Annotated in this window: 10 protein-coding genes; 5 read left to right on the top strand and 5 right to left on the bottom strand. The window is 70.4% G+C overall.

Annotated features, from left to right (window positions below; all coding sequences use genetic code 11):
* The first annotated feature begins 21 nt into the window (after positions 1–21).
* Together M3U25_RS08875 and M3U25_RS08870 are read left to right on the top strand one after the other, a co-directional pair.
* Positions 22–759 carry an ATP-binding cassette domain-containing protein gene (locus M3U25_RS08875; protein WP_355498255.1) on the top strand — a complete coding sequence of 246 codons (738 nt, stop codon included), beginning with the start codon at positions 22–24 and terminating at the stop codon, positions 757–759.
* A gap of 41 nt (positions 760–800) precedes the next feature.
* Positions 801–2258 carry a glycine betaine ABC transporter substrate-binding protein gene (locus M3U25_RS08870; RefSeq protein WP_355498588.1) on the top strand — a complete coding sequence of 486 codons (1458 nt, stop codon included), beginning with the start codon at positions 801–803 and terminating at the stop codon, positions 2256–2258.
* 250 nt (positions 2259–2508) lie between these two features.
* Here M3U25_RS08870 and M3U25_RS08865 read toward each other — a convergent pair whose 3' ends face one another.
* Positions 2509–3717 (bottom strand): aminotransferase class V-fold PLP-dependent enzyme, encoded by a 1209-nt coding sequence (locus M3U25_RS08865; RefSeq protein WP_355498258.1) that lies wholly within the window; start codon positions 3715–3717, stop codon positions 2509–2511.
* A 70-nt stretch (positions 3718–3787) separates the two neighbouring features.
* Here M3U25_RS08865 and egtB point away from each other — a divergent pair, with 70 nt between their 5' ends.
* Complete coding sequence (gene egtB / locus M3U25_RS08860; protein ID WP_355498261.1) at positions 3788–5077, top strand: ergothioneine biosynthesis protein EgtB; 1290 nt, start codon at positions 3788–3790, stop codon at positions 5075–5077.
* Entirely contained in the window at positions 5074–6057 is a 984-nt protein-coding gene (gene egtD, locus M3U25_RS08855) for an L-histidine N(alpha)-methyltransferase (protein ID WP_355498264.1), read from the top strand. Before egtB ends, egtD begins: the two co-directional genes overlap by 4 nt.
* A gap of 213 nt (positions 6058–6270) precedes the next feature.
* Here the strand turns inward: egtD and M3U25_RS08850 are convergent, their stop codons facing one another.
* The 4 genes from M3U25_RS08850 to sucC form a co-directional block, all read right to left on the bottom strand.
* On the bottom strand, positions 6271–7908 hold the full coding sequence (locus M3U25_RS08850) for an NAD+ synthase (RefSeq protein WP_242161025.1): 1638 nt from the start codon (positions 7906–7908) through the stop codon (positions 6271–6273).
* 455 nt (positions 7909–8363) lie between these two features.
* Complete coding sequence (locus tag M3U25_RS08845; RefSeq protein WP_355498269.1) at positions 8364–10460, bottom strand: pyrroloquinoline quinone-dependent dehydrogenase; 2097 nt, start codon at positions 10458–10460, stop codon at positions 8364–8366.
* 340 nt (positions 10461–10800) lie between these two features.
* Complete coding sequence (sucD, locus tag M3U25_RS08840; protein ID WP_355498272.1) at positions 10801–11676, bottom strand: succinate--CoA ligase subunit alpha; 876 nt, start codon at positions 11674–11676, stop codon at positions 10801–10803.
* A gap of 22 nt (positions 11677–11698) precedes the next feature.
* Positions 11699–12868, bottom strand: coding sequence for an ADP-forming succinate--CoA ligase subunit beta (gene sucC, locus M3U25_RS08835; RefSeq protein ID WP_010342227.1), 1170 nt, complete (start codon positions 12866–12868; stop codon positions 11699–11701).
* A gap of 375 nt (positions 12869–13243) precedes the next feature.
* Between sucC and M3U25_RS08830 the strand changes: the two genes are divergently transcribed.
* Positions 13244–14857, top strand: coding sequence for an ATP-binding protein (locus tag M3U25_RS08830; RefSeq protein ID WP_355498276.1), 1614 nt, complete (start codon positions 13244–13246; stop codon positions 14855–14857).
* The last annotated feature ends 1 nt before the right edge of the window (position 14858 follow it).

Here is a 14858-nt window from a genome sequence, read left to right as displayed (position 1 = left end):
ACCTGCGGCTATGCTGCGGCGATGTTCGAACTGCATCGGGTCACCCGCCGCTACGGCGACACGCTGGCACTGGACCAGGTCGATCTTTGCATCGCCCCGGGCCGCACCACCGCGTTGATCGGCCCCAGCGGCGCCGGCAAGTCCAGCGTGCTGCGCCTGCTGCTGGGACTGGAATGGCCGGATAGCGGCGAGGTGCGCTTCCAGGGCGAGCCGCTGCGCCGCGCCACCCTGCTGGCGCAGCGCCGGCGCATCGGCTACGTGATCCAGGAAGGCGGCTTGTTCCCGCACCTGAGCGCGCGCGACAACGCCGCCTTGCTGGCGCGCACGCTGGGCTGGACGCGGCCGCGCATCGCCGCGCGCCTGCACGAGCTGGCGGCCTTGTGCCGGCTGCCGGAGGCGCTGCTGGCGCGCTATCCGGCCGAGCTGTCCGGCGGCCAGCGCCAGCGCGTGGGACTGATCCGCGCGCTGCTGCTTGACCCGCCGGTGCTGCTGCTGGACGAACCGCTGGGCGCGCTCGATCCGATCGTGCGCCGCGAACTGCAGACACAGATGCGCGAACTGTTCGCGCTGCTGGGCAAGACCGTGGTACTGGTGACCCACGACGTCGCCGAGGCCGCCTACCTGGGCGACACCCTGGTGCTGATGCGCGGTGGCCGCGTGCTGCAGGAAGGCAGCGCGCTCCACCTGCTGGAGGCGCCGGCCGATCCGTTCGTCGGCCAGTTCCTGCAGGCGCAGCGCACCCTGGAGGATGCGCGGTGACGTCGCCGGGCGCGCGCTGGCGCGCGGTCGTGCTGGTCGCCTTGGCCGCTGTGGCCAGCCTGTCGGGCCTGCCGGCCGCTGCCGCGGAGACCAAGGTGGTGGTCGGCTCGAAGAACTTCACCGAAGCGGTGGTGCTGGGCGAGATCGCCGCCGGCGCCGGGCGCCAGGCCGGGGTCGAGGTCGAGCACCGGCGCCAGCTCGGCGGCACCCGCATCCTGTGGCGCGCGCTGGAGCAAGGCTCGATCGACGCCTATGCCGAATACACCGGCACCCTGGCCGCCGAACTGCTGCAGATGCCGGGCGCCGACGACGCCGCGCTGCGGCAGGCGCTGGCGCAGCGCGGCCTGGCGATGAGCGCGCCGCTGGGCTTCGACAACACCTATGCGTTCGGCATGCGCCGGCAACGTGCGCAGGCGCTGGGCATCGTGCGCCTGTCCGACCTGGCCGCGCATCCGACGCTCAAGTTCGGGCTGAGCAACGAATTCGTCTCGCGCGCCGACGGCTGGCCCGGCGTGCGCGACGCCTACGGGCTGCCGCAGACGCCGACCGGCCTGGACCACGACCTCGCCTACCGCGCACTGGACAGTGGCGCGATCGACCTCACCGACCTGTACAGCACCGACGCCGAAATCCCCGCGCACGACCTGCTGGTGCTGCAGGACGACAGGCATTACTTCCCGCGCTACGCCGCGGTGTTCCTGTACCGCGCCGACCTGGCGCAGCGCGCGCCGCGTTTCGTGCAGGCGCTGCAAGGACTGGGCGGACGCATCGACGCGGCGACCATGCAGCGGCTCAACGCCGAGGCCAAGCTCGACAAGCGCGCCGAGAGCGCCATCGCCGCGCACTGGCTGGGCATCGCCGCACCGGCGCAGGACGGACGCCTGCAACGGCTGCTGCAACGCACCCGCGAACACCTGGCACTGGTCGGGCTGTCGCTGGGCCTGGCCCTGCTGGTGGCGCTGCCGCTGGGCATCCTGGCGGCGTACCGGCCACGGCTCGGCCAGGGAGTGCTGGCGCTGACCGGCGTGCTGCAGACGCTGCCGTCGCTGGCGGTGTTCGTGTTCATGATCCCGCTGTTCGGCATCGGCGCCAAGCCGGCGATCGCCGCGCTGTTCCTGTACAGCCTGCTGCCGATCGTGCGCAACACGCACGCCGGCATCACCGGCATGCCTCGCGAGCTGCGTGAGACCGCCGCCGCGCTCGGCCTGCCGCCGGGCACCCGGCTGGGGCGGATCGAACTGCCGCTGGCGCTGCGCACCATCCTTGCCGGCATCAAGACCGCGGCGGTGATCAACGTCGGCACCGCGACCCTGGGCGCACTGATCGGCGCCGGCGGCTACGGCCAGCCGATCCTCACCGGCATTCGCCTGGACGACCTCGGCCTGATCCTGGAAGGCGCGGTACCGGCCGCGCTGCTGGCGCTGCTGGTGCAGGGCCTGTTCGAGCTGCTGGAACGGGCGCTGACCCCGCGTGGATTGCGCCTGGCAGCGCGGCGGTGAACCAGGCGCCACGCCACGGGCGTCAGAGGTGCGACCGGCCGTGGCAACCGCCACCCGCACGAAACGCATCACACCGGCAGTGGGTCGCGGCCGAAGCCGCGCCTACGGCCTGCATGCCGTTTCTCCCGTAGGAGCGGCTTCAGCCGCGACCAACGAAGCCATGCACCCAACAGGATCGCCGATCCGGACCGGTAGTCGACTGCGTTCCCCATAGAAACTGAAGCCAGGCAACGATCGCACACACGTGCGTTCAAGCACGCACCACCGCCACTATCTCTCGCGCCAGGCCGCGCATCGCCTCCGCCGTCAGCTGCAGGTACGGCGCGATGCGCAGCGCACCATGGCGATGGGTACAGATGACCTGCGCAGGCTGCAGCCATGGCAGCAACACCGGCATCGTCGATGCTGGCGGACGCAGTGCGTACAAGTGCGGCGCGTGCCCGGGCACGGTCCAGTCGCCCGCGCCCAGCGCGTGCAGTTCCGCGTCGAAGGCCGCGCCAAGCTCGCCGAGCCGCTGTGCGATGCGCGCCGGCCGCCACCGCTGCACCTGCTGCAGCGCGGCGCTGGCCATCGCCAGGCGCAGCGGATCGGCGACGCCGCCGGCATCGAAGCGGCGCGCGCCGCTGCGGTAGGGCGGCGGCGCGTCGGCCGGGAACTGCCAGTCGCTGCCCGGATCGCGCGCCTGCCAGTGCTGCTCGAACGGCACGCCGTGCGCGCGCCAGTGCGGGGAGGCCCACAGCCACGCCAGCCCCATCGGACCGAGCAGCCATTTGTGCCCGACCGACACCACGAAATCCGGCCGCCAGGCGTCCAGGCGCACCGGCAGCACGCCCAGGCTCTGGCTCAGGTCCAGCACCAGCATCGCGCCGGCCGCATGCACGCGCGGCGCGATGCGGTCCAGATCCAGCAGGCTGCCGTCGCGCCAGTAGACATTGGGCAGGGTGGCCACGCGCACGCGCGGCTGCGCCTCGAGTGTGGCCAGCACCGCGTCGGTCCAGTCCTGGCCCGGCGCCGGCCGCACCACCGCGAGGTGCGCGCCGCTCTCGGCGCAGCGTTGCTGCCACGCCAGCAGGTTGGAGGGGAACTGGCCATCGAGCAGCAGCACCGCATCGCCGGGCGCCAGCGGCACCTGCCGCGCCGCGATGGCCAGCCCGTAGGCCGCCGACGGCACCATCGCCACCCCTTCGCTGTCGCCCGAGAAGACGGTGGCTGCGGCCAGCGCACGCAGGTCGTCGATCTGCGCGCGCCAGGCATCGAAGGACAGCGTCCACGGCGCGATCGCGTCGGCCAACGCCGCCTGCCCCGCGGCCAGCGCACGGTGCAGGCGCGGCCCCTTGCTGGCGGTGTCGAGGTAGCGCACTCCGGCCGGCAAGGCGAACGCATCCGCCGCGGCATCGAGGTCGACCAGTTCGCCGGCGCAAGCCGGACCGGCAGCATGGGGCGAGGCGTTCGTAGACATGTGTCTAGGGTAACGCCGCGGCCCGCGACGCGTGACGGTCCGTTCACGCCGCTGCGCTAAGACTGGGTCGATGCAAGCGATCTCTCCGGCGTCACCGCCCTCGCCCATCGCGTCCGTCGCGACGCTGGCGGACCGCCTGCGCCGCGTGCGCGCCCGCAGCCGTCATCTCGCCGCGCCATTGAGCGAAGAAGATGCGATGGTGCAGAGCATGGACGATGCCAGCCCGGCCAAATGGCATCTGGCGCACACCACCTGGTTCTTCGAGCGTTTCGTGCTCGGCGCCGATCCGGCGTACCGCGCGCACGATCCGCAGTGGGACTACCTGTTCAACAGTTACTACCAGAGCATCGGCCCGGCGCATGCGCGGCCGCATCGCGGCCTGCTGTCGCGGCCCTCGCTGGCGCAGGTGCTGGAGTACCGGGACGAGATCGAAACCCGTGTGCTGGCGCAGTTGCAGGCCGGCACGCTGGCGCCGCAGACCCTGCAGATCCTGGAGTTGGGCCTGCAGCACGAGCAGCAGCACCAGGAGTTGCTGCTCACCGACATCAAGCACGCGTTCTGGCGCAATCCACTGGGCCCGGCCTATCGCGCCGACCTGGCGACGCAGCACGCGCCGGCGTCCCCCCTGCGCTGGCTGCAGCGCGATGAGCAGATCAGCGAGATCGGTGCCGCGCCGTGGCCGGCGCATGCCGACTTCGCCTACGACAACGAATCGCCGCGGTATCGCGTGCTGGTGCCGGCGCATGCGCTGGCCAGCCGCCCGGTGAGCAATGCCGAATACGCCGAGTTCATCGCCGATGGCGGCTATCGCACGGTCGGGTTGTGGCTCAGCGACGGCTGGGCCAAGCGTTGCGCCGAGGACTGGCAGCGCCCGCTGTACTGGCATGCCGACGGCGCGCGCGAATTCACCCTCGGCGGCTGGCGCGAACGCGATCCGCATGCACCGGTATGCCATCTCAGCCTGTTCGAAGCCGATGCGTTCGCGCGCTGGGCCGGCGCACGCCTGCCGACCGAGGCGGAGTGGGAACAGGCGGCCGCCGGCGTCGCTATCGCCGGCAACTTCGTCGAGCGCGACGCGCTGCATCCGCAGTCGAAGGCGCCGGCCAGTACCGGCCTGCAGCAGTTGTTCGGCGATGTCTGGGAATGGACTGGCAGTGCCTACCTCCCCTACCCCGGCTTCCGCCCGTGGTCGGGCACGCTGGGCGAATACAACGGCAAGTTCATGAACGCGCAGTGGGTGTTGCGCGGCGGCAGTTGCGCCACGCCGCACGATCACATCCGCGCCAGCTACCGCAATTTCTTCCCCTCCGATGCGCGGTGGCAGTTCGCCGGCGTGCGCCTGGCCAAGGATCCCGCATGAATGCCGCAACCGCCCGCGCCCTGACCGAAGCCGCCCTCACCGATCTGCACCCGCAGGCCGACGACATCGCCGCCGACGCGATCGCCGGCCTGTCGCGCAGCCCCAAGCAGTTGCCGTCCAAGTACTTCTACGACGCCGAGGGCTCGCGCCTGTTCGAGGCGATCACCCGCCAGCCCGAGTACTACCTGACCCGCACCGAGCTGGACCTGCTGGAAGCGCGGATGCCGTCGATCGCGCAGGCGGTGGGCACCGGCGCGCACGTGGTGGAACTGGGCAGCGGCAGCGGCCGCAAGACCCAGCTGCTGCTGGACGGCCTGCGCATGCCGGTGGCCTACACCCCCATCGAGATCTCCCGCGACATGCTGATGTCCAGCACCGCGCGGCTGGCCGAGCGCTTCCCGCACATCCAGATGCTGCCGGTATGCGCCGACTTCACCGCGCCGGTGGCGCTGCCGGCGCCGCAGCGCGGCGCGCGCCGCACCCTGGTGTTCTTCCCCGGCTCGACCCTGGGCAACTTCACCCGCGAGGACGGCATCGCCCTGCTGCGCTCGATGCGCCAGACCATGGGCGCGGACGGCTGCGCGCTGATCGGCATCGACCTGGTCAAGGACACGGCGCTGCTGGAGGCGGCCTACAACGACGCCGCCGGAGTCACTGCCGCCTTCACCCTGAACCTGCTGCGCCGGCTCAACCGCGAGATCGGCAGCGACTTCGACCTCGCGCAGTTCCGCCATCATGCGGTGTACTCGAAAGCGCGCGAGCGCATCGAGACCTTCCTGGTCAGCCAGTGCGCCCAACAGGTGACGGTGGCCGGGCAGCGCTTCGATTTCGCCAATGGCGAAGCGATGCAGGTCGAGTACAGCCACAAGTACACCGACCAGAGTTTCGCGGCGATGGCCGCCGAAGCCGGCCTGCGTGTCAGCCATGGCTGGAATGCGCAGGACGATGCGTTCGGGCTGCGGTTGCTGCAGGTGGTCTGAAGGGCGGGATTGGGGAATCGGGATTGGGGAATCGGGATTGGGGATTGGGGATTGGCAAAAGCGAATACAGCGCGATGCCGTAGTTTCCTGTGAACCAGACCCGCGTAACATCCCTAGTAGGAGCGGCTTCAGCCGCGACTGGCTTTAGTGGTAACGCCCGTCGCGGCTGAAGCCGCTCCTACAGATGAGACAGATGCCAGGTCGAAAACCGCGTCAGGCCTGGTACCCGTTGCTGATCGGATAGCGGCGCTCGCGCCCGAAGGCGCGGCGCGACACCTTGGGCCCCGGCGCGGCCTGGTGGCGCTTCCATTCGCTGATGCGCACCAAGCGCACCACCCGGTCGACCACCTCGGCGGCATAGCCGGCGGCGACGATTTCGTCGCGCGATTCTTCCTGGTCGACGTAGCGGTACAGAATGCCGTCGAGCACGTCGTAGGGCGGCAGCGAATCCTGGTCGGTCTGGTTGGCGCGCAGTTCCGCCGAGGGCGGCCGCGCGATCACCGCCGGCGGGATCACCGGCGTGCCGCCGACCGTGTTGCGCCATTTCGCCAGGCCGAACACCTCGGTCTTGTACAAGTCCTTCAGCGGCGCATAGCCGCCGCACATGTCGCCGTAGATGGTGGCGTAGCCCACCGCGTACTCGCTCTTGTTGCCGGTGGTGAGCAGCAGGCCGCCGAACTTGTTGGCCAGCGCCATCAGGATCACGCCGCGGCTGCGCGACTGCAGGTTCTCCTCGGTGACGTCGGGTTCGGTGCCGGCGAACAGCGGGCCGAGCGCGCTCAGCAAGCCCTCGAACGCCGGCTCGATCGCCACCGTCTCCAGCTTCACGCCGAGGACGCGGCACTGGTCCGCGGCCAGGTCGTTGGACAGGTCGGCGGTATAGCGCGACGGCAAGCGCACCGCGGTGACGTTGTCCGCGCCCAGCGCGTCCACCGCCATCGCCAGCACCAGCGCCGAATCGATGCCACCGGACAGGCCAAGCCAGACCTTGGAAAAACGATTCTTGGCGCAGTAGTCCTGCAGCCCGCGCACCACCGCGCGCCAGGCCAGCGCGTCCATGCTCTCGTCGCCGTCGTCGGTCCAGCGCAGCGGCGCGAAACGGCGTGCGGCGGTGTCGTATTCCACCACCAGCCACTGGTCGGTGAAGGCGGCCGCCGCCGGATGAACGGTGCCGTCGCCGTCGGCCACCACCGAGGCGCCGTCGAACACCAGCGCGTCCTGGCCGCCGACCACGTTGAGATAGGCCAGCGCCGCGCCGCTCTCGCGGCTGCGCTCGGCCAGCAGGGCATCGCGCTGCGCATGCTTGCCGCGCTCGTAGGGCGAGGCGTTGGGCACCAGCACCAGTTCCGCGCCCGCCCGCACGGTCGCCGCCAACGGCTCCGGGAACCACAGGTCCTCGCAGATCACCAGGCCCACCGGCGTGCCCTTGACCTCGAACACGCAGTTCTCGCCGTCCGGGTCGACGTCGAAATAGCGGCGCTCGTCGAACACCGCGTAATTGGGCAGTTCGCGCTTGCGATAGGTCCGCTCGATGCGGCCGCCGCGCAGCACGCTGGCAGCGTTGTAGACCACGCTGCCGGCACTCTGCGGCCAGCCGACCACCGCGACGATGCCGTGCACCTGCGCGGCGACGCGCTGTACCGCGCGCTCGCAATCGGCCAGGAAGCCCGGCCGCAGCAGCAGGTCCTCCGGCGGATAGCCGCTGACCGCCAGTTCCGGGAACAACACCACGTCGGCGCCGTATTCGTCGCGCGCCTCCTCGATCAACGCGATGATCCGGTCGGTGTTCTGGGCCACGGCGCCGACCGGGAAATCGAACTGGGCCATGGCGAGACGGAGGGAGGCGGACATAGGCAACCTTGCAGGAACGATGGGAAGACACGCAGGCGCCACGCGAGCGCATCGCACCTGCCGCGGCGCCGCGGCTTCGCGTGGCGCCCTGCGCAGTGTAGCGCCGTGCCGGGTTGCGGCCGGTGATGCGCATGCCGCCACGTTGGAGTGCAGGCATGTCGCCCGGGCAAGCCACATCTTCGATGCGCACATGGCGGCAGCCACGGCGATGCCACAGGACGCGCGCTCTGCTGCGCGCGCCCGAGAAAGTCGCTTGGCCAGGCACCCCGCGTCGCGACTGAAGTCGCTCCCACAGCAACATGCACGACCAACAGCAATCGCTGGCGCATGTACCGCGCGTCGCCGCCGAAGCCGCGCTCACTCCAGGGACAGCACGTGCTGAGGCGTCACTGTGGGCGTGACTTCAGTCCCGACTGCAGCAATCCCGCAGCGCCGACCCGCCACCGCCCTGTGCTTCAGCGGGCGCCAGCGCCAGACCGTGCAGGCCGCCGCCGGCGCCAACGCCGCAGCAGCATCGCCATTCCCGCACACAGCCCCAGCGCGGCAGCGCCCAGCACCGCCATGCGCACGCCGACGCCGTGCTGAAACACCACGTCCTTGCCTTCGCCGTCGAGCGTATAGGCGACCACGTAGTCGCCCATCGTGCCCATGCCCTCGCGCCCACCGGCGGCGATCACCACGTACTGCTTGCCGCCCACCGCATAGACCGAGGGCGTGGCCTGGCCGCCGGCCGGCAGCTTGGCCTCCCACAGGGTCTTGCCGGTGGCAGTGTCGAGCGCGCGCAGGCGCGCATCGGCCGCCGCGGCGATGAAGGTCAGGCCACTGGCCGTGGTCACCGCACCGCCAAGCAGTGGCGTGCCCACCTCCAGCGGCAGCCAGGGCAGCTTCTCTTCCAGGGTGCCGAGCGGGCGCTCCCAGGCGATCTTGCGCGTGCGCAGGTCCACCGCCACCAGCCGCCCCCACGGCGGCTTGACGCAGGGAATGCCGCCGGAGGAACTCAGCATGCCGCGGCGCATGTCGTACGGCGTGCCCTCCATGTCGTTGAACTGCTGGTCCGGATGGCGCGCGTGTTCGGCCTCGCTGAAACGGTCGCGCGGGATCAGCGCCACCTGCATCGGCAGGTCCGACACCGGCAGGATCGCCAGCTGCCGCTGCGGATCCACGGCGATCCCGCCCCAGTTCACCCCGCCGGCCCAGCCAGGCAGCGCGATCGTGCCGCGCACGCTGGGTGGAGTGAACAGGCCTTCCGAGCGCAGCCCGGCGATCAGCGCCGCGCATTCGCGGCGCGCGCCCGGCGTCGCCCCCCAGGCATCGGCGGCGGTCAGCGGCGCATGCCGCGCCAGGCGCAACGCCGGCTCGGGCATCGGCTGGGTCGGCGAGGCGCGTTCGCCCGGCACGTCGGAGGCCGGCACCGGCACCTCGCTGATCGGGAACAGCGGCGTGCCGTCGCGACGGTCGAAGGCGAACAGAAAGCCGGTCTTGGTCGCCTGCAGCACCGCCGCGCGCGGCCCCTGCACGGTCTGCACCGTGGTCAGCACCGGCTGCGAGGCCAGGTCGTAGTCCCACAGATCGTGATGCACCAGTTGCTGCGCCCACACCCGGCGCCCGCCGTGCAGGTCCAGCGCCACCAGCGCGTCGGTATCGCGGTTGTCGCCGAGGCGCTCGCCGCCGTAGTAATCGGGGCTGGCCGAGCCGGTCGGCACGTAGACCAGGCCCAGCGCCGGATCCACCGACAGCGGCGCCCAGGCATTGCCGCCACCGACCGTGGCCGCCTGCGCCGGCTGCCAGCCGGCGGCGGTGGCCTTGGCCGGGTCGCGCGGCACCGGATCCCAGCGCCACAGCTCACGGCCGCTGCGCGCGTCGTAGCCGCGCACCACGCCCTGCTCCAGCGCATGCCCGCGGTTGTCGCCGATCGAGCTGCCGACCACCAGCACGTCGCCGGCCACCACCGGCGGCGAGGTCACCGCATAGTTGGACCAGGCATCGCTGGCGTTGTCGTGCACGGCGATGCCGGCATGCAGGTCGATCGTGCCGTCCTTGCCGAACCCGGCACAGGGTCGGCCGTCGGCCGCATCCAGCGCGATCAGCCGCGTATCCAGGGTGCCGAACACGATGCGCTCGCGGCACGCGCCTGCCGCAGCCTGGGTGTCGCGCCAGAAACTCACCCCGCGCGAGGCCGGGTCGCTGTAGTGCTTGTCGCGCCGCACCTTGGCATCGAACGACCACAGCTCGCGGCCGCTGGCCGCATCCAGCGCGAAGGCGATGCCGGTCCCGGTGGTGAGGTACATGCGCCCGCCCAGCACCAGCGGATTGGCTTCGAAGCGCCGCCGTTCCGGGTCGGGCAGGCCCGCGCCGAGTTCGCCGGTGCGGAACGACCAGGCGATGCGCAGCCGGCCGATGTTGTCCGGGGTGATCTGGGTCAGCGGCGAGTACTGCCCGCCACCGGGCGCGCCGGCATAACTGGCCCAGTCGCCCGGCGCCGCCACGCAGAGACCACCGATGCCCATCGCCATGCCCGCCCCGCATACCGCCGCCCGCCATCGCCTGATCACGCATCCGCTCCTGTCGCTGCCGAAGAAAGTGGCGCCAGGGTCGGCGCGGCGCCCGGCCATGTCAGCGCCGCAGGGACGGCATCACCCGGCCAGGGGACCAATGGCGGGGCGGCAGGGACGAATGGCGACCATCGGGATGGCGCAACTGCTTGATTACGCAGATGTTGGCGGGGCGCCAGTGCGTGGCCGCCCCATCCGCCTCGTCGCGCCAGGGACGCCGCGCCGGTGCCGCGCACCGGATCCTCGAAACGAAAAAGGCCTCGCTCGCGCGAGGCCCTTCCGGACAGCGGCGGCGACAACGACGCACCCGAAGGCGGGTCGCTGCCGCGGCGCTGGCGGCTTACTTCACCAGCGAGGCGATCGCCGCACCCAGGTCGCCCGGCGAGCGGACGGTCTTGACGCCAGCGGCTTCCATCGCCGCGAACTTGCCCTCGGCCGTGCCCTTGCCGCCCGAGGCGATCGCACCGGCGTGGCCCATGCGCTTGCCGGCCGGCGCCGAAGCACCGGCGATGAAGCCGACCACCGGCTTCTTGACGTGCTTGGCGATGTACTCGGCACCGGCTTCCTCGGCGTCGCCGCCGATTTCGCCGACCATGATGATGCCTTCGGTCTGCGGATCCTCGTTGAACAGCTTGAGGCAGTCGACGAAGTTCAGGCCGTTGATCGGGTCGCCACCGATGCCGATGCAGGTGGACTGGCCCAGGCCGACTTCGGTGGTCTGCTTGACCGCTTCATAGGTCAGCGTGCCCGAACGCGAGACGATGCCGATCTTGCCCGGCTTGTGGATGTGGCCCGGCATGATGCCGATCTTGCACTCGCCCGGGGTGATCACGCCGGGGCAGTTCGGCCCGATCAGCACGGTGTCCGGATGCGAGCGGGTCAGCACGTTCTTGACGCGCAGCATGTCCAGCACCGGGATGCCTTCGGTGATGCAGACGATGACCTTGATGCCGGCCGCAGCCGCTTCCAGGATCGCGTCGGCCGCGAACGGCGGCGGCACGTAGATCACCGAGGCGTCGGCGCCGGTGCTATGCACGGCATCGGCCACGGTGTTGAACACCGGCAGGTCGATGTGGGTGGTGCCGCCCTTGCCCGGCGTGACACCGCCGACGACCTGGGTGCCGTACTCGATCATCTGGGTGGCGTGGAAGGTGCCCTGCTGGCCGGTGAAGCCCTGCACGATCACCTTGGTGTTCTTGTTGATCAAAACAGACATTGGAGTTCCTTGGTGTCGTGGATCAGGCGGCGTTCTTGACAGCTTCAACGACCTTCTTGGCGCCGTCGTTGATGTTGTCGGCCGGGATGATGGCCATGCCGCTGTCGCGCAGCAATTGCTTGCCCTCTTCCACGTTGGTGCCTTCCAGGCGCACCACGACCGGAACCTTGACGCCCACTTCCTTGACCGCCGCGATGATGCCCTCGGCGATCATGTCGCAGCGGACGATGCCGCCGAAGATGTTGACGAAGATGCCTTCGACTTTGTCCGAGGACAGGATCAGCTTGAACGCCTCGATCACGCGCTGCTTGTTGGCACCACCGCCCACGTCGAGGAAGTTCGCCGGCTCGCCGCCGTTGAGCTTGATCACGTCCATGGTCGCCATCGCCAGACCGGCGCCATTGACCATGCACCCGATGTTGCCGTCCATGGTGACGTAGTTGATGTCCAGCTCCGAAGCGGTCACTTCGGTCTCGTCTTCCTGGGACTTGTCGCGCATGGCGACCAGTTCCTTGTGGCGGAAGTTGGCGTTGTCGTCGCTGTTGAACTTGCCGTCCAGCGCGTACAGGTTGCCGTCGTCCAGGATGGCCAGCGGATTGATCTCCACCAGGGCCAGGTCCTTCTCGTTGAAGATGCGGTACAGGTTGACCATGATGCTGGCGAACTGGCCCGCCTGCTTGGCGGTCAGGCCCATCTTGAAGCCGATGTCGCGGCCGTGGTAACCCTGCACGCCCTCGACGAAGTCGACGTTGAGCGTGTGGATCTTGTCCGGGGTCTCGGCGGCGACCTGTTCGATCTCCATGCCGCCCTCGGAGGAGGCGATGTAGCTGATGGTGCGGGTGCCGCGGTCGACCAGCACCGACAGGTACAGCTCCTTGACGATCTCGCCGGCGGTGGTCACCAGCACCAGGTTGATCGGCAGCTCGACGCCGGCGGTCTGGTAGGTGGCCATCTTGGTGCCGAGCAGCTTCTCGGCAACGGCCTTCACGTCGTCGGTGGTCTTGCAGAACTTGACACCGCCGGCCTTGCCGCGGCCACCTGCGTGGATCTGCGCCTTGACCATCCAAGGGCCAGCGCCCAGCGACTTGGCGGCTTCAACCGCTTCTTCCGGAGTCGCCGCGACCTTGCCGGCCGGGACCGGGATGCCGTACTCGGCAAGCAGTTGTTTTGCCTGATATTCGTGGAAATTCATGCGTCACCGTGGGAAAAGGAACGGCCGTCCCGCAGCGATCCGGGCCCTGAGTGGCGGCCGGGAGCGGTACGGACGGGACGCCTATTGTCGCCGACCCAGGGCGGCGGCGCAAAAGCGCCGGTGGTGTGGCCCGGCCGAGGCCTCCGGGGAGGTCCGCGGTGGCGGGGTGCAGCAGGCACCGCGCCACACGCGCCCTGCCCCGCTCGCTCGTCCTTGCCCTTGCCCTGCCCGGGCGCCGGACCACCAGCGGCGACAATCGTGGCTTCCCGTCATGGGCGGCGACGGCCCAGGCAGGTCGTCGCCACGCCGGCCGCCATCCACGTACACGGCACCGCCCCTATACTCGCGCCGTCCGCTGCCCGCCCGGAGTCCGGCTTGCCCACCAGCGCCTCGCTCATCGATCGCATCGAGTCCATTCCGCGCCGCGAGCTGTACTTCTTCGCGCTGTACCGCGTGCTGGTGGCCGGATTGATCGCCGCCCTGGTGTTCAGCCCGCTCAGCGTGCTGGTGGGCGAGCCGCGCTATCCGCAGCTGGCCAGCACCCTGTCCACCGCCTACCTGGCGGTGGCGCTGGCGCTGCTGGTGTGGGGACGCAACGAGGCGCACCTGGCGCCGATCGTCGGCTTCAGCGCCGTGGCCGACATCGTCGCCGCGACCCTGGCCGCGCACGCCCTGCCCGCGGCCAGCGCCGGCATCGCGATGATGCTGCTGTTCAACGTCGCCGCCGCGGCGATGCTGCTGCGCCTGCGCGGCGGCCTGGCCATCGCCCTGACCGCCTCGGCGGCGACGCTGGCCGAGTACATCTGGAGCGTGCTGGACGGTGCCGACAACACCCGCAGCCTGGCCGAACTGGCGATGTTCGCCACCAGCTACCTGGCGGTGGCCTACATCTGCAACGGCCTCGGCCAGCGCGCCCGCACCAGCCAGAGCCTGGCCGAACGCCGCGGCGCCGAGGTGGCCAACCTCTACGAAATCAACGAACTGATCATCCGCCGCATGCGCACCGGGGTGCTGGTGGTGGACGCGCAGAACCGGGTGACCCTGGCCAACGAGGCCGCGTCGGCCCTGCTCGGCGACACCGACGGCAACAGCGAGAGCGGCCGCCTCGACCTGCTCAGCGCCGCGCCGGAACTGGCCCGGCGCCTGCAGCGCTGGCGCAACGGCTGGAACCAGGACGAAAGCCCGCTGCAGCTGTCGCCGGACCAGCCGGAAGTGCAGCCGCGCTTCGCCCGGCTGCTGGCCGAGGGCGACCTGACCCTGGTGTTCCTGGACGACGCCACGGTGGTGTCGCGGCGCGCCGAGTCGCTGACCCTGTCGGCGCTGGGCCGTTTCTCGGCCAGCCTGGCCCACGAGATCCGCAATCCGCTGGCCGCGATCAACTACGCCTCGCAGCTGCTGGAGGAATCGCCGGCGATCGGCGATGCCGACCGCCGCCTGCTGCAGATCATCCACCAGCAGTGCCAGCGCACCAACGGCATCGTCGAGAGCGTGCTCGGCCTGGCCCGGCGCGAGCGCTCCAATCCGGAGAACCTGGACCTGGGCGCGTTCGTGCGCCGCTTCGTCCTGGAGTACCGGCAGACCCTGTCGATCGAGACCGACAGCCTCGAGGCGATCCTCGCCCCGCAGCCGGTGCATGCGCTGGTCGATCCCAAGCACCTGCACCAGATCCTCAGCGCGCTGGTGCACAACGCGCTCAAGTACGGGCGGGTGATGGAAGAACCGGCGCGGGTGCGCCTGCGTGTGGCGTTGCAGGAGCGCAACGCCATCGTCGACGTGATGGACCGCGGCCCCGGCATTCCCGAGGCGGTGGCGGCGCAGTTGTTCCGGCCGTTCTTCACCACCTCCGAGCACGGCACCGGGCTGGGCCTGTATATCGCCCGCGAACTGTGCCGGGCCAACCAGGCGCGACTGGAGTACGTGCCGGTGCCGGCCGGCGGCGCGTGTTTCCGCGTCGCCCTTCCCGGGCCACATGCCATGCTCAGCGGCTGAT

The organism is Xanthomonas sp. PPL134 (assembly GCF_040595915.1).
In the GTDB taxonomy this organism is placed as follows: domain Bacteria; phylum Pseudomonadota; class Gammaproteobacteria; order Xanthomonadales; family Xanthomonadaceae; genus Xanthomonas_A; species Xanthomonas_A indica.
Note: the sequence above shows the minus strand (reverse complement) of the source record. Positions and strands in the feature narration are given on the sequence as shown.